Source organism: Pseudoalteromonas maricaloris, from assembly GCF_024746855.1.
GTDB classification, from domain to species: Bacteria; Pseudomonadota; Gammaproteobacteria; order Enterobacterales; family Alteromonadaceae; genus Pseudoalteromonas; species Pseudoalteromonas maricaloris.
Genome location: NZ_CP024625.1, coordinates 1900485 through 1915991 on the forward strand (window position 1 = coordinate 1900485; position 15507 = coordinate 1915991).

13 protein-coding genes are annotated in these 15507 nt (G+C 44.6%); 9 read left to right on the forward strand and 4 right to left on the reverse strand.

The features are described 5' to 3' along the window. Positions 1–25 precede the first annotated feature (25 nt). The 5 genes from sucA (at position 26) to CTT31_RS08255 (ending at position 7444) form a co-directional block, all read left to right on the forward strand. The gene (gene sucA / locus CTT31_RS08235; protein ID WP_211859771.1) at positions 26–2839 is read left to right on the forward strand and encodes a 2-oxoglutarate dehydrogenase E1 component; all 2814 of its coding nucleotides are present in this window, start codon (positions 26–28) and stop codon (positions 2837–2839) included. Between the two features lie 10 nt (positions 2840–2849). Continuing rightward, entirely contained in the window at positions 2850–4343 is a 1494-nt protein-coding gene (odhB, locus tag CTT31_RS08240; RefSeq protein ID WP_095729280.1) for a 2-oxoglutarate dehydrogenase complex dihydrolipoyllysine-residue succinyltransferase, read from the forward strand. Between the two features lie 173 nt (positions 4344–4516). Next, positions 4517–5683, forward strand: a complete 1167-nt coding sequence (gene sucC / locus CTT31_RS08245) for an ADP-forming succinate--CoA ligase subunit beta (protein ID WP_010371452.1) — start codon at positions 4517–4519, stop codon at positions 5681–5683. Beyond that, on the forward strand, positions 5683–6555 hold the full coding sequence (sucD, locus tag CTT31_RS08250) for a succinate--CoA ligase subunit alpha (RefSeq protein ID WP_010371451.1): 873 nt from the start codon (positions 5683–5685) through the stop codon (positions 6553–6555). The genes sucC and sucD overlap by 1 nt, the downstream gene beginning before the upstream one ends. A gap of 322 nt (positions 6556–6877) precedes the next feature. After that, on the forward strand, positions 6878–7444 hold the full coding sequence (locus CTT31_RS08255; protein WP_045990491.1) for a Crp/Fnr family transcriptional regulator: 567 nt from the start codon (positions 6878–6880) through the stop codon (positions 7442–7444). Between the two features lie 61 nt (positions 7445–7505). Here CTT31_RS08255 and CTT31_RS08260 read toward each other — a convergent pair whose 3' ends face one another. The 4 genes from CTT31_RS08260 to CTT31_RS08275 all read right to left on the reverse strand — a co-directional run bounded on the left by CTT31_RS08260 (position 7506) and on the right by CTT31_RS08275 (position 10934). Then, entirely contained in the window at positions 7506–7817 is a 312-nt protein-coding gene (locus CTT31_RS08260; protein ID WP_010371443.1) for a hypothetical protein, read from the reverse strand. A 223-nt stretch (positions 7818–8040) separates the two neighbouring features. Continuing rightward, positions 8041–8352, reverse strand: a complete 312-nt coding sequence (locus CTT31_RS08265; protein ID WP_211859772.1) for an antibiotic biosynthesis monooxygenase family protein — start codon at positions 8350–8352, stop codon at positions 8041–8043. Between the two features lie 119 nt (positions 8353–8471). Further along, on the reverse strand, positions 8472–9683 hold the full coding sequence (locus CTT31_RS08270) for a M24 family metallopeptidase (RefSeq protein WP_260492332.1): 1212 nt from the start codon (positions 9681–9683) through the stop codon (positions 8472–8474). A gap of 15 nt (positions 9684–9698) precedes the next feature. After that, positions 9699–10934: an NAD(P)/FAD-dependent oxidoreductase gene (locus CTT31_RS08275; protein ID WP_260492333.1), complete on the reverse strand. Its 1236-nt coding sequence runs from the start codon at positions 10932–10934 to the stop codon at positions 9699–9701. 228 nt (positions 10935–11162) lie between these two features. Here CTT31_RS08275 and CTT31_RS08280 point away from each other — a divergent pair, with 228 nt between their 5' ends. From CTT31_RS08280 to CTT31_RS08295, 4 genes are all read left to right on the forward strand, one after another. Continuing rightward, complete coding sequence (locus tag CTT31_RS08280; protein WP_069019092.1) at positions 11163–12077, forward strand: dihydrodipicolinate synthase family protein; 915 nt, start codon at positions 11163–11165, stop codon at positions 12075–12077. A gap of 4 nt (positions 12078–12081) precedes the next feature. Further along, entirely contained in the window at positions 12082–13083 is a 1002-nt protein-coding gene (locus CTT31_RS08285; protein WP_260492334.1) for a 4-hydroxyproline epimerase, read from the forward strand. A 32-nt stretch (positions 13084–13115) separates the two neighbouring features. Next, the gene (locus CTT31_RS08290; RefSeq protein ID WP_260492335.1) at positions 13116–14612 is read left to right on the forward strand and encodes an aldehyde dehydrogenase (NADP(+)); all 1497 of its coding nucleotides are present in this window, start codon (positions 13116–13118) and stop codon (positions 14610–14612) included. A 139-nt stretch (positions 14613–14751) separates the two neighbouring features. Continuing rightward, positions 14752–15417, forward strand: coding sequence for a GntR family transcriptional regulator (locus tag CTT31_RS08295; protein WP_260492336.1), 666 nt, complete (start codon positions 14752–14754; stop codon positions 15415–15417). Positions 15418–15507 lie beyond the last annotated feature (90 nt).

A 15507-nucleotide genomic window follows, 5' to 3' on the forward strand; every position in this document is an offset into this window, starting at 1 on the left:
CTGCGCTAGATAAAAGGGCTAATAGATGCACGAAGGTGTGATGAAGGCATGGCTAGAATCTTCGCATTTGTACGGCGGTAACGTTGCGTACGTAGAAGATCTATATGAGGCGTATCTAGATGATGCAGCTTCAGTGCCAGAAGAGTGGCGAGAGGTGTTTGATCAACTACCTAAAGTTGATGGAGTGGATGTTGACACTAAACATTCAGAAGTAAGAGCGCAATTTGCGGAGCTTGCTAAAAACAAACACAGAGAAGTCGTGGTTTCCGCAGAGGGTTCTGCTGATGCCAAGCAAGTTAAAGTTCTGCAGTTAATTAATGCATTCCGTTTCAGAGGTCATCAGAACGCAAACCTAGATCCTTTAGGGATTTGGGATAGAGAACGTGTTCGCGATCTTGACCCTGCTTTTCATGATTTAACCGATGCAGACTTAGATAAAGAATTTAACGTTGGCTCTTTTGCTTGTGGCAAAGAGACAATGAAACTCAAAGACTTGTACGCTGCGCTTAAAGCGACATACTGTGGCTCTATCGGTGCTGAGTACATGCACATCACGTCTACCGAAGAAAAACGTTGGTTACAACAGCGTTTGGAATCGTCCTTCTCGAAGCCACAATTCGACAAAGAAACCAAACTAAGAATCTACAAAGGTTTAACTGCTGCAGACGGCTTAGAAAAGTACTTGGGCGCAAAATTCCCAGGCGCTAAGCGTTTCTCTCTAGAAGGCGGTGACTCACTTGTGCCTATGCTGAAAGAGCTTATTCACCGTGCTGGTGAAAGCGGTCAGCAAGAAGCCGTAATTGGTATGGCCCACCGTGGTCGTCTAAATGTACTAGTGAATGTATTGGGTAAAAACCCACAAGAACTATTTGACGAGTTTGCTGGTAAATACGGCGAACACGCAGGTTCTGGTGACGTTAAATACCACATGGGTTTCTCTTCAGATTTCGGTACGAAGGGCGGCAATGTTCATATGGCATTGGCATTTAACCCATCTCACCTTGAAATCGTAAACCCGGTAGTAATGGGGTCGGTACGTGCTCGTCTTGACCGTTTGAATTGCCAAAGTGGTTCTAAAGCATTACCAATCACAATTCACGGTGACTCTGCAATCGCAGGTCAAGGTGTTGTTCAAGAAACGTTTAACTTATCGCAAACGCGTGCATACGGCGTTGGCGGTTCGATCCGTATCGTAGTTAATAACCAAGTTGGTTTCACTACGTCAAAACGCGAAGATACTCGTTCGACTGAATACTGTACTGATATCGCTAAAATGGTTCAGGCACCTATCTTCCATGTGAACGCAGACGATCCTGAAGCCGTTGCTTTTGTTACACAAGTTGCACTTGATTTCCGTAACAAGTTTAAACGTGATGTGGTGATTGACTTAGTATGTTACCGTCGTCACGGCCACAACGAAGCGGATGAGCCAAATGCAACGCAACCGCTGATGTATCAGAAGATCAAAAAGCACCCAGTACCTCGTCAATTGTATGCTGATCAACTTGTACGCGAAGGCGTGATTTCTGAAGACGATGCGAAACAAATTGCTGACGATTACCGAAATGGTCTTGATAAAGGCGTTTGTGTTGTAGAAGAAATTCAAAAAGAAACCAAACACTCATCAGATTGGTCTAAGTATGTTGGTCACGATTGGGACACGCCGTATGAGCCAAAAGTTGCGCTAAATAAACTCAAAGCGCTTGGCGAAAAGATTGCGAGCTACCCAGAAGCTCATAAAGCACAATCTCGCGTTAAAAAGATTTACGATGATCGTAAACTTATGGCGCAAGGCGAGAAAATGCTTGATTGGGGTATGGCTGAGACATTGGCTTACGCGACCTTGGTTGATGAAGGCACTGATATTCGTCTTACCGGTCAGGATTCTGGCCGTGGTACATTCTTCCATCGTCATGCCGTAGTTCATAACCAAAAAGACGCGTCTACTTATCTTCCGCTGCAAAACATTCGTGAAGGCCAAGGCTTGTTCGAAGTGTACGATTCAGTACTTTCGGAAGAAGCGGTACTTGCATTCGAATATGGTTACGCGACAGCAGAGCCAACGTCTTTGGTACTGTGGGAAGCGCAATTTGGTGACTTCGCCAACGGTGCTCAAGTCGTATTTGATCAATTCCTAAGTTCAGGTGAGCAGAAGTGGGGTCGTTTATGTGGTCTAACACTACTTCTTCCTCATGGCTATGAAGGTCAAGGTCCAGAGCACAGTTCTTCGCGTTTAGAGCGTTATTTACAGCTTTGTGCTGACCACAATATGCAAGTATGTGTGCCGTCAACACCAGCGCAAGTATACGCAATGCTACGTCGTCAATCGGTTCGTCCACTACGTCGTCCTCTGATTGTAATGACGCCTAAGTCGCTATTACGTCATCCATTAGCTGTTTCTAGCCTAGAAGAGCTATCCGAAGGCGTATTCAATAATATGATCGATGAGATTGATGATATCAATCCTGAAAACGTTGAGCGTGTTGTGTTCTGTAGCGGTAAGGTTTATTACGAACTACTGCAAGAACGTCGTAAGCAAGAGCTTAACAACGTGGCTATCGTTCGTGTTGAACAGCTATATCCATTCCCTCACAAAGAGATGGATGAGATCATGGCTCGCTACCAGCACGTAAAAGATTTTGTTTGGTGTCAAGAAGAGCCACAAAACCAAGGTGCTTGGTACTGTTCACAGCATCATTTCTGGGAAGCTATCCCAGCTGGCGCAAATCTGACTTATGCAGGCCGTAAGGCTTCAGCTGCACCAGCATGTGGATACATGTCTACACATACTAAAGAACAAAACGCGTTAATTGCTGACGCTTTAACAATTAAGAAATAAGGAATAAGAGATGACAACCGAAATTAAGGTTCCTGTTCTTCCTGAGTCTGTTGCCGATGCAACGGTTGCTACATGGCATGTAAGCGTTGGCGATAAAGTGACTCGTGATCAAAACTTAGTTGACATCGAAACGGATAAGGTCGTTTTAGAAGTTGTAGCACCAGAAGATGGTGTTATCGTTGCAATTTCTGAAGAGGAAGGCGCAACCGTTCTTGGCGAACAAGTTATTGCACAACTAGGTGCTGCTGATGAAGCAGCAGCGCCTGCTCAATCAAATGAAAAACCAGCAGCGTCAGAATCGGCGCCAGCAGCAGAAGGTAAAGAAGTGGACATTAAAGTACCTGTACTTCCTGAGTCAGTAGCAGACGCTACTATCGCAACTTGGCACGTTCAACCAGGTGAAGCGGTTAGCCGCGACCAGAACCTAGTTGATATTGAAACAGATAAAGTGGTTCTTGAAGTTGTTGCACCTGAAGACGGTGTGATGGGTGAGCACATCCACGCTGAAGGTGAGACAGTACTAGGTGATCAAGTTATCGGTAAAATCGTTGCCGGTGGCGCACCAGCTGCATCATCAAGTGCGAAGAAAGAAGAAGCACCAGCTGCTGCTTCTGACGAAAACTCAGATGTACTAACACCATCTGTTCGTCGTCTTATCGCAGAGAAAGGCCTTGATGCTTCTAAGATCAAAGGTTCTGGTAAAGGCGGTCGCATTACTAAAGAAGACGTGGACGCTTTCCTTAAAGCACCAGCAAAATCAGAGTCTAAGCCTGCGGCTTCTGCACCAGCTGCCCCGGTAGGTGAGCGTACTCAGAAACGTGTACCTATGACTCGTTTACGTAAGACAATCGCTAACCGCTTACTAGAAGCGAAGAACTCAACAGCAATGCTTACGACGTTCAACGAAGTAAACATGAAGCCAATCATGGATCTTCGTAAGCAGTACCAAGAGGTATTTGAGAAGCGCCACGGTATTCGTTTAGGTTTCATGTCTTTCTACGTGAAAGCGGTAACTGAAGCACTTAAGCGTTTCCCTGAAGTTAACGCGTCAATCGACGGTGACGATATCGTTTACCACAACTACTTTGACATCAGCATCGCGGTATCAACACCTCGTGGTCTAGTGACTCCAGTACTACGTGATTGCGATAAGCTTTCTGTTGCTGAAATCGAGAAGAATATTCGTGAATTGGCTATTAAAGGTCGTGATGGCAAACTAACTGTTGACGATATGACTGGCGGTAACTTCACTATTACCAATGGTGGTGTCTTCGGTTCACTACTATCTACGCCTATCATCAACTTGCCACAGTCTTCAATCTTGGGCATGCACAAAATCCAAGAACGTCCTATGGCAGTAAACGGTAAAGTTGAAATTTTACCTATGATGTACCTAGCACTATCTTATGACCACCGTCAAATCGATGGTAAAGAGTCAGTTGGTTTCCTAGTAACAATTAAAGAGTTGCTTGAAGATCCAACACGTCTACTACTAGACGTATAATATTTGTTTAAAGAATAAGCTGTATGCTCGCATACAGCTTTTTTTTTGCGCCTTTGGTCTAAGTGGGGTTTTCATCAGAAGCCTTGGGATCTATACTATGTGCGCAATTTGGGATAGCTGACTATTTGCATAAATATTCAGCTTTTTTAGTATAAAAAATTGGATAAAGCATCATGAATTTGCATGAGTATCAGGCAAAACAACTTTTTGCCGAATATGGTTTACCTGTATCAGAAGGCTTTGCTTGTGATACACCTCAAGAAGCAGTTGAAGCTGCTGGTAAAATCGGTGGAGACAAGTGGGTTGTTAAGTGTCAAGTACACGCTGGCGGCCGTGGTAAAGCTGGCGGTGTTAAACTTGCAGACAGCAAAGACGAAATCCGCGCATTCGCTGAAAACTGGTTAGGTAAAAACCTAGTTACTTACCAAACAGACGAGAAAGGTCAGCCTGTTGCTAAAATCTTAGTAGAAAGCTGCACTGATATTGCAAATGAACTATACCTAGGTGCTGTTGTTGACCGTGGTTCACGTAAAATCGTGTTCATGGCATCAACTGAAGGTGGTGTAGAAATTGAACAAGTTGCAGAAGAAACGCCTGAACTAATTCATAAAGCTGAGATCGACCCACTAGTAGGTCCTCAAGCTTACCAAGGTCGTGAGCTAGCGTTCAAACTAGGTTTGAACCCAACTCAAGTTAAGCAATTCACTAAGATCTTCATGGGTCTAGCGCAAATGTTTATCAACCACGACTTTGCTCTACTAGAAATCAACCCTCTAGTGATCACAGACGCTGGTAACCTACACTGCCTAGACGGCAAAATCGGTGTAGACGGCAACGCATTGTTCCGCCAGCCTAAGATCCGTGAATTCCACGACCCTTCACAAGAAGACGCTCGTGAAGCACACGCAGCAAGCTTTGAACTTAACTATGTAGCACTAGACGGTAACGTTGGTTGTATGGTTAACGGTGCAGGCCTTGCGATGGGTACTATGGACATCGTAAACCTACACGGCGGCAAGCCAGCTAACTTCCTAGACGTTGGTGGCGGCGCGACTAAAGAGCGTGTATCTGAAGCATTCAAGATTATCCTTTCTGACGACAATGTTAAAGCAGTACTAGTTAACATCTTCGGTGGTATCGTACGTTGTGACATGATCGCTGAAGGTATTATCGGTGCGGTTAAAGAAGTTGGCGTAAACGTACCAGTAGTTGTACGTCTTGAAGGTACTAACGCTGAAGCTGGTCGTGAAGTACTAGCTAACTCTGGCCTTGACATCATTGCAGCTGAGTCACTAACTGACGCTGCTGAGAAAGTAGTTGCTGCTGCGGAGGGCAAATAATGTCTGTACTAATTAACAAAGATACTAAAGTAATCTGTCAAGGTTTCACTGGTGGTCAGGGTACTTTCCACTCTGAGCAAGCTATCCAGTACGGTACGCAAATGGTTGGTGGTGTTTCTCCTGGTAAAGGCGGCACAACTCACCTAGGTCTACCTGTATTTAACACAGTACGTGAAGCGGTAGAGTCAACTGGTGCAACTGCATCTGTTATCTACGTACCAGCGGCGTTCTGTAAAGACGCTATCCTTGAAGCGATCAGCGCAGGTATCGAACTAATCGTATGTATCACTGAAGGCATCCCTACACTAGATATGGTTGATGTTAAAGTGAAGCTAGAAGAAACTGGCGTTCGCATGATTGGTCCTAACTGTCCAGGTGTTATCACTCCAGGTGAAACTAAGATCGGTATCATGCCAGGTCACATCCACTTACCTGGTAAAGTAGGTATCGTGTCACGTTCTGGTACTTTGACTTATGAAGCAGTTAAGCAAACAACTGACGCTGGCTTCGGTCAATCTACTTGTGTTGGTATCGGTGGTGACCCAATCCCGGGCACTAACTTCATCGACGTACTAGAGATGTTCCAAAACGATCCGCAAACTGAAGCTATCGTAATGATCGGTGAGATCGGCGGTACAGCTGAAGAAGAAGCGGCTGAGTACATCAAGCACAACGTAACTAAGCCTGTTGTTTCTTACATCGCAGGTGTTACAGCTCCTCCAGGTAAGCGTATGGGTCACGCTGGTGCAATTATCGCAGGCGGTAAAGGTACAGCTGACGAGAAATTCGCAGCACTTGAAGCCGCGGGTGTTAAAACAGTTCGCTCTCTTGCAGAAATCGGTTCTGCACTAAAAGAGAAAGCGGGTTGGTAAGTTAATACCACACGTTAAAAAGGCTCCTTATGGAGCCTTTTTTGATCTACTTAACCTGAACTCGGGATAAGAAGTTAGTTAATCCACTAAAATATCCAAGTTCAAAAGTGTAATATCACTCAAGCCACAATTTATTTCTTAATACAAGGCAAATTTGTGCGTCAATAGCTGGCCTATTGCAAGAAAATTTAACGCAGTAGTAAGGGATAACAGCTGCTAGCGAACAAGTTGTTATCCTGAAGCTCTGGTTACTTAAGTAGATCAAAAAATTGGTATTATCACAGCGAGTGTAATTAATTTGACTTCAGTGAGAGGACTGTGTATGCCTTACCAAACTTTAGGTCAGCTCTGTGAAACAATGAAAGCTGAACTCTTAGCGTTCACTGATGAACATCCTGAATTTATTAGAACAAAACATGCTCGAGGCGAAATAGTGCTGTCACAAGGTGCTAAACAGGATATTGGCTATTTTATCGAAAAGGGGAAGCTAGTTTCCTCAGCTATCAGCGAGGGTGGAGAGATAAGGCATAAGGAGTTTTATTTTCCAGGTGAGCTATGTATTTTGTATGCCGAATGGATAAGGGACTTACCCAGCCACTTTCAACTAGCTGTAATTGAAGATGCGATATTAGTGCACGTTCCCTTGAACCTGTTCAAGCAGCAGACAACAACAGAGCTTAAATTAAAGTTGTTTCAACAACAGTTACTCTTTAAAGAGGCAAAGGAAGCTTTTTTACTTTTAAACACAGTTGAAGAACGCTACCGATTTTTACTTGAGTATAGAACTGATTGGGTAATGAAGATTACTAATCAAGATTTGGCAAACTATCTAGGATGCACGGCACAAGGGTTATCAAGAATTAAAAATAGAATAAAGAAAATAAATTAATTATAATAATAAACCACTATTAGAAAAATAGGAGTTATAGTGGTTTATTATAATTTAGGGGTTACTCGTTAACGGTTTTAGTATTTAATTTACTGCTTTGCAGTGGGGTATATACATCTCTATACATTACTGAAGAACCAAAAAAGCTCCTGTAAGTGCCAAGTATCACCTTACCACCTTCACATGTGGCTTCTTCTTCAGTCAAATACCAAGGCGTATTTGAACGCTCCGAAGCTGAATAACTATAGAGTACGCCATTAACGCTTGTTATCCCATTAGCTGCATAATAGCACTCACTTGAATAATAAGTAACTTCTTGGGCAGATACTACCGATGCTCCTAATACCATAGATAACGCAATGAGTGATTTCATTCTATTTTCCTTTAAAATGTTAACTTACGTTGATTTGAGAATTTATCATAGAAGAGTTTTTAAAATATGCCACCAGTAATTTATGAAGTTTTTTATTTAAAAGTTGCAATTTTTATATTAGTTGCTATTTGAAGGACTTTTGTCGTAATTTGAAGTTGTCTTGCTAGAGATAAAAACAGCTAGAGCAAGACAATTTAGTCGGTGGTGGTAATCGTTAGTAGCCTTATAAGCTATATTCACGTTCTACCTTAGCAATACGAGTTGTATAGCTTTGATACCATTTTTTATTGCCGTTTTTTTGTGCCTCAATATGCTCAGCATTGGCTTTCCATGCTTTGATTGATTCTAGGTCGCGCCAATAAGAAACGGTGATCCCAATCTCTTCACGCGCAGATTCTAATCCTAAAAATCCAGGTTGAAGCTGTGCAAGCTCGACCATTCTCGACGCGGTTTGGGCGTAGCCCTCGTCGTCTTCATTTTTAATATTGGTAAAAATTACGGCGTAATAGGGTGGTGGTGGTGTAGTTGCTATCATAAGTTGTGACGCAGTAGATTGAAGATATTAAGTTTATACCAATTAACCTGTGCTTAAATCAATCACGATAAATGATGAGCTGCTTATCAGAGCATCTCATCATTTAGCCATCACTAAGGTTATTCAACCCCAAAAGGATTGTCTATGCTATGTGCAGGTTCAGTAAACCAACGCGGACCATCGTCGGTCATATAGAAATGGTCTTCCAAGCGAATGCCAAATTCATCAGGAATAACCAGCATAGGTTCATTTGAAAAACACATTCCAGCTGCAAGCGGTTCAGGGTTGTCTTTGACTAAATAAGGCCATTCGTGGATATCTAAACCGATACCGTGTCCAGTGCGATGTGGGCAACCAGGTAGTTGATAATCAGGACCGAGCCCATTGCTGGCAATATACTCTCTAGCGGCTTTATCAACAGCGCCACAGGGCGCACCAATTTTGGCTGCATTAAATGCTGCAATTTGCGCTTGCTTCTCGATTTGCCAAACGGACTTTTGCTTTTCACTGGGGTCGCCAAAAACATAAGTACGGGTGATATCACTAAGATAGCCGTGTAACTTACAACCTGTGTCGACGAGAACCACATCGCCTTTTTTCAGCGTTTGTGGATTTTTTACACCATGTGGGAATGACGACGCCACACCAAATAGCACAATACAAAAATAATTGCCCGGTGCCCCCACTTTTTTGTGTGCTTCATTAATAAAGGCTTCAACTTCGGTTGTGGTGATCCCTTCATACAGCATAGATGCCGTTGCTTTATGTACGGCAAGTGTCATGTCCATTGCACGTTGAATAAGGGCAATTTCATTAGCCGACTTATGCATTCTACAATGCGCGGTTACTGCCTTTGCATTGATAAGCGAAAGCTCAGGTGCCGCGAGTCTGATCCCATCAGCAACAAAAAACGCAGTGCTTTCGTCAATGGCGAGTGTGCCTGTGCTATCAATATTGAGTGTGTTAAGTACGTTTGCGAGGAGCTCGTAAGGAGATTCTTCTTCTTGCCAAGCATGAATAGGGCCTTCAATCAGCCAATAATCCTTAATAGAGCCAATTTCAAAAAACGGGACGATAAACTGAACTTGTCCATTGGCGGGTAAAATAGCACCGACCAAACGCTCACTGGCGTACCATTGCAAACCAGTAAAGTATTTTAAATTTGTACCAGCATTTAAATAGAGTGCATCAATGTTGTTCTGCTGCATATATTGTTGAGCTTTCTCTATTCTTGCTAAATACTCGCTTTCGCCAATTGGCGCTACGCCTTTTGTCATATCTTCTAAGTTATCTAGCGCCTGTTGCGCGCTCTGGTATGCAATACCTTTCATTTTCGTGATCCTTAGCTAATTAAATCGAGCAATACTAAAGGGAGTAAGATCGATGTCGTTGGGCTTGTTGTCAATAAGATCTGCGATACATTCACTTGAAATTGCGGCTTGGGTCAGTCCTAAGTGCTGATGACCCAGTGCAAAATAAAGGTTGTGATGATTTGGCGCTTGTCCGATGACAGGTAAATAATCTGGGAGTGAGGGACGGCAGCCAACCCACAAGTTATCATTTTGCTGTGGCAGCGATGAGTTTAACAATATACTTGCATGATGCAATAATGCGCGAGCACGGCTGTAGTTGGGTTTACTCTCCAGTGCAGCAAATTCTACCGTTCCGGCCAGTCGCAAACCTTGTGACATAGGCGTCATGATAAACCCTCGCTCACTTGATGCGACAGGTCGTGTAAGCGTATTATTCACTGCCAACATGTTGTGATAACCACGCTCGGCAATCATGGGCAGTGAGTAACCTAAAGACGCACAGAGCGTTTTACTTGCAGCACCCGTTGCTACAACTACTTTGTTAAAGGTCATCTTGTGGCTTTTGGAGTGAAGTGTGTAGCCACGCTCTGTGTGGGTAATATTGTCGATTGAGCCTTGTTTGAATGCTCCTCCTAGCTGCATAAACTGTTCATATAACGTCAAACAGAGAGCGTAGGGATCTGTGCTATGCGCGACTTTATCAAAATACAGTGCCGAGGTAATGGCACTTGATAGGCTCGGCTCCATTTCTCGGGCTTGATCACCCGTAAGTAAGCTCACTGAGATATCTTGTTCGGCGTATTTGTTATAGCTTTGACGCGCAGAGCTTTCGTCACCTTCAAATACCAGTAAACTGCCGTTGCTAGATATAAGTGTATGATACTTATCACCAAGTAAACGCTGATATGCGGGTAGTGCGCGTTCATTTAAACTTCTAAGTGCGATTGTACCTTTGTGGAAGCAGCTGCTTTTCATTTGCTTTAAGAATCGTACAAACCAAGGAATATTTTTGAGCAAAGAGGTGCTCTCAATTCGCAAAGGCCCCACCGGATTGACTAACATGCCAGGCACCTTTGTTAGTAAAGCTGCGTCTGCCATGGGGAATACCTGCTCTGTGGCAAAATGCCCCGCGTTACCCTTAGAGCATCCCTCTGCGGGCTGATTTTTATCGAGCAAGGTAACCGCGTGGCCTCGTCGAGCTAATTGCAGCGCGGTGGTGATCCCAATGATCCCTGCGCCTATCACTGCAATTTTATTATTACTTTCCACAATTTACCTCACCATCCTAAATTGTATTTCCACATAGACATCAATCAGGCCTCGTTTAAATACCTAAAAGAAAAAATTTACCATTTATAAATCATAATATTACAGACATTTAGGCTAGTCATTTGAGTTGATGGCTAAAAAATCTGCCTTTTGAATATTGATTATTGTATACAATATACCTATGATGGCAAGCACAATAACTAAACAACCTAATGAAAGGCGAGAACCATGAACGTAAATTGGCAGGGTGTATATCCAGCAGTAACCACTCAATTCCATGATGATGAAAGTATCAACTTTGATACTACCAAAGAGATGATAGATAACCTGATTAACGAAGGGGTTCATGGCATCATAGTATTAGGCACCGTCGGTGAAAACTGCTCACTCACGGCTGACGAGAAACGCCAAGTTTTAAAAGCGGCAACAGAAGTGGTAGGTGATAGAGTGCCACTGCTTAGTGGTGTGGCTGAAACCACAACAGCGCTTGCTGTCGAGTTTGCCAAGGATGCAGAAGCGCTCGGCATAGATGGACTAATGGTATTGCCGGGGATGGTCTACCGCTCAACCGAGCGCGAAGCGATTCATCATTACCAACAGGTAGCGCGAAGCACAGCATTACCTATTATGATTTACAACAATCCGGTGACATACGGTGTCGATGTGTCTATTGAAGGCATGAAAACCTTAGCTGAGGAGTCCAATATTGTTTCTGTAAAAGAAGCAACGGAAGATACCCGTCGTATTAGCGAGCTATTTAGCGCATTTGGCGATCGCTACGTGGTATTTGGTGGTGTTGATGATATCGCACTGGAAAGCCTGATGCTGGGAGCGACAGGTTGGATCTCGGGATTGACCAATGTATTCCCACGCGAGTCAGTGGCTATTTATAAACTTGCTGAACAAGGTCGCTATGAGGAAGCGCGCGCGCTGTGGCGTTGGTTTTTACCTTTGCTACGCTTAGATACTATTCCAACACTAGTGCAGTGCATCAAATATGCAGAACATTTGGCTGGACGCGGTAGTGAAGTGACTCGTTCTCCAAGATTGCCACTCACCCAAGAGCAAAAAGCTTACGTGAGTCGTTTGTACGATGAAGCGATGGCAAATCGAATTGACTTAAGCCAATATAACTTGGACTAAGCGTATGATTTTAGGCACCTACTATTGTATAGATGGCCACACTTGTGGCAATCCCGTGCGCTTGGTCACAAGCGGTCATCCAACGCTTTTGGGCGAGAGCATGAGTGAAAAGCGCCAGCATTTTTTACGTGACTACGATTGGATAAGGCGCGCACTGATGTTTGAGCCTAGAGGCCATGACATGATGTCGGGTGCCTTTTTATATCCACCGACCACTGCTGATGGGGATGTGGCAATCCTATTTATCGAAACCTCTGGGTGCTTGCCTATGTGTGGGCATGGCACTATCGGGACAGTCACTTTTGGCCTTGAAGGCGGCCTTATTACTCCAAAGGAACAGGGTGTACTCAAGCTTGACACCCCAGCGGGGCGCGTGAATGCTTATTATGAGATGAAAGCAGGTAAAGTGACTTGGGTAAGGCTCTACAATGTGCCGGCATTTTTGGCTTACCAAGCGGTGCCTGTCCATGTTGATGGGTTAGGGGAGCTCATCGTTGATATTGCCTATGGCGGTAACTTTTACATTATTGTTGAGCCTCAAAGTCTATTTGCTGGTGTGGATCAAAGTTGCGCCGCCGAATTACTGGCGTGGAGCCCCAAAGTGCGCGCGGCAGTTAACGCGCAAATAAATCCAATTCATCCTGAAGACTCTACCGTGTGTGGTGCCTCCCACGTGTTATGGACAGGTAAGCCACAACATCCAGATAGTCATGCGGCCAACGCGGTATTTTATGGCGATAAAGCGATTGATAGGTCGCCTTGTGGTACCGGCACAAGTGCACGAATGGCACAGTTGTTTGCAAAAGGACTGATAAAAGAGGGCGATACTTTTGTTCTCGAGAGCATCATAGGCAGCCAATTTATCGGCAAGGTTGAAGGCACAACTGAAGTCGCGGGAAAAGCCGCAATTCTGCCAAGTATTCAAGGCTGGGCACGTCAAACGGGGAGTAATTGTATCACTGTAGATGACGAAGACCCATATGCATTTGGTTTTCAGGTGCTCTAGCCATTAAGACTGAAAGAAAACAGGAGCTAACAATGAATTTATCAGGAAAGAGCTACATCAACGGTGCGTGGCAAGCCGCACAAGCGGCAACAACGTTTTACGCGTTTTGCCCGGCAACCAATGAACCGTTAACGCAAGCATTTTTTAACGCCAGTGAAGCACAAGTAGAAGAAGCCATTAATGCAGCGGAGCAGGCCTTTAAGGCTTATCGTAAAACGTCGATGACTGCTCGTGCAGAATTTTTAGAGACCATAGCCCAAGAAATTCTCGCCTTAGGTGATGAGCTAATAACCACAACAATGGCAGAAACTAACCTACCAAGGCCAAGACTCGAGGGCGAGCGTGGCCGCACGGTAAACCAATTAAACGCATTTGCCGCAGCGCTGAGAGATAACCTAGCTGAGCTTTGCCTGACTAAGGAAGAGCAAGCGGACCCAAATCGCACACCGCTGCCTAAGCCAAAAACACAGCTTAAGCATATTCCTATTGGCGTTGTTGCAGTGTTTGGCGCGTCAAACTTCCCGTATGCCTTCTCTACGCTTGGGGGCGATACTGCAGCTGCGTTAGCCGCTGGCTGCCCTGTGGTATATAAAGGTCATCCAGCACATCCAGCAACGTGTGAGCTAATGACTAAAGCCATTGCCGCAGCAATAAGCAAGTGCGATATGCCCAGCGGGGTGTTTTCTATGCTGCAAGCGAAAGCATACGATGTCGCACATTGCCTGGTTAAAGCCGAGCCTATCAAAGCGGTTGGATTTACAGGCTCCTTTGGCGTTGCAAAAGCATTGCAAGACACCATCGTGAAGCGCCATGAACCTATCCCGCTTTACGGTGAGCTTGGCAGCGTAAACCCGCAAATTGTCTTACCTGAAAAGGTACAGTCGCAAGGCGCAGAGCTTGGTGCACAATTTGTCCAATCCTTACTTATGGGTAATGGTCAATTTTGTACTAGCCCAGGTATTTGGTTGGTGCCAAGTAGTAGTTCGCAAACATTTATTGAGACGGCTAAGCAAAATATTAGTGCAGCGCCTTCAGATACCTTATTGACCCCAGGCATTTTAAAAGCTTATCAAAACAGCATCACGGCGCTAAAAACACACCCTCAGGTCATCTTATTAAGCGCAGGTGAGCAAGCACAGCCGTTTCACGCAAGCGCCCACTTGTTCCTAACGGATAGCGAAAGCTTTGCAACCGATGCAAGGCTTAAAGAAGAAGTCTTTGGACCAAGTGCTTTAGTGGTGAGCTATGACAACTTAGCGCAGCTTGAAGACTTAATCGCAGGCTTAGATGGACAGCTCACCGCCAGTATTCATGGCACTGAGTCTGACCTACATCAAGCCGAAGATATTATAGAAGCGTTACAATACCGCGTAGGTCGATTAATTTACGGGCAAATGCCCACGGGCGTTGAAGTGTGCGCCACCATGAACCACGGTGGGCCGTTTCCGTCATCAACCGATGTACGTTCAACATCGGTAGGGTTAGAAGCGCTCAAACGATTCGTAAGACCAATTTGTATACAAAGTTAAGCAAACCAAGCCCATAGTACTGCTATGGGCTTATTTATTCAGACATAATTCGCACATCAAACTTATATACTCGACAAACATGCAATTTGAACTCAGATACGTTTATAATGAGTTCATAAAACAATAATTACTAAATACTATGGCGATTGTACATAAAACTCGAACTCAATTAGTTGCTGAAGCAATTCGTGAAAAAATCCTCACTGGCGAAATCAAAGCGGGCGAGCCGCTGAGGCAAGCCGCGCTGGCAGATGAGTTAAATGTAAGCCGTATTCCCGTTAGAGAAGCACTCCTGCAACTAGAAGCCGAAGGCTTAGTTAACTTTGAAGCGCACAAAGGTGCGACGGTCACGCGCTTAAGTGCCGAACAAATCGATGAAATATTTGATCTACGCGCATTGTTAGAAGCTGAGCTGTTACGCCACTCAATCGACAAGTTAACCGCACGCGACCTGCTCGAAGCTGAAGCCATCTTAGCCGAGCTTGAAGAAGCCACTGCCGCTGGTGATACACAGCTGGCAACGGGCAAACTCAACGCCGAATTTCACAGCAAACTCTACAGCAAAGCGCAGCGCCCACAAACTCGCGAACTGGTAGATGTGTACAGTAAAAACTCCGAGCGCTACGTGCGCATGCACATCCTACTTGCGGGCGGCATTAAAACCGCACCAGAGGAACACCGCCAGCTATTAGAGCTATGCCGCGATACAAATACCAAAGGGGCTTGCGACTTTTTGAAAAAACATATCACCGGCGCAAAAGATGATATCAAAGCGTTGCTGCTAAAGCTTGAAAGCGAGCAGTAGGTAAATTTGGTTGTATAGGCCCTAGTGGATTTCTGAATAATAGTCATATCTATTCTCATGGCTATTGTTCAGGACGCTGTGATTACATAT

Bases quoted from the DNA above. Each gene is read 5' to 3' on its own strand.
- sucA (WP_211859771.1), top strand. From the start codon at position 26: ATGCACGAAGGTGTGATGAAGGCATGGCTAGAATCTTCGCATTTGTAC.
- odhB (WP_095729280.1), top strand. From the start codon at position 2,850: ATGACAACCGAAATTAAGGTTCCTGTTCTTCCTGAGTCTGTTGCCGAT.
- sucC (WP_010371452.1), top strand. From the start codon at position 4,517: ATGAATTTGCATGAGTATCAGGCAAAACAACTTTTTGCCGAATATGGT.
- sucD (WP_010371451.1), top strand. From the start codon at position 5,683: ATGTCTGTACTAATTAACAAAGATACTAAAGTAATCTGTCAAGGTTTC.
- CTT31_RS08255 (WP_045990491.1), top strand. From the start codon at position 6,878: ATGCCTTACCAAACTTTAGGTCAGCTCTGTGAAACAATGAAAGCTGAA.
- CTT31_RS08260 (WP_010371443.1), bottom strand. From the start codon at position 7,817: ATGAAATCACTCATTGCGTTATCTATGGTATTAGGAGCATCGGTAGTA.
- CTT31_RS08265 (WP_211859772.1), bottom strand. From the start codon at position 8,352: ATGATAGCAACTACACCACCACCACCCTATTACGCCGTAATTTTTACC.
- CTT31_RS08270 (WP_260492332.1), bottom strand. From the start codon at position 9,683: ATGAAAGGTATTGCATACCAGAGCGCGCAACAGGCGCTAGATAACTTA.
- CTT31_RS08280 (WP_069019092.1), top strand. From the start codon at position 11,163: ATGAACGTAAATTGGCAGGGTGTATATCCAGCAGTAACCACTCAATTC.
- CTT31_RS08285 (WP_260492334.1), top strand. From the start codon at position 12,082: ATGATTTTAGGCACCTACTATTGTATAGATGGCCACACTTGTGGCAAT.
- CTT31_RS08290 (WP_260492335.1), top strand. From the start codon at position 13,116: ATGAATTTATCAGGAAAGAGCTACATCAACGGTGCGTGGCAAGCCGCA.
- CTT31_RS08295 (WP_260492336.1), top strand. From the start codon at position 14,752: ATGGCGATTGTACATAAAACTCGAACTCAATTAGTTGCTGAAGCAATT.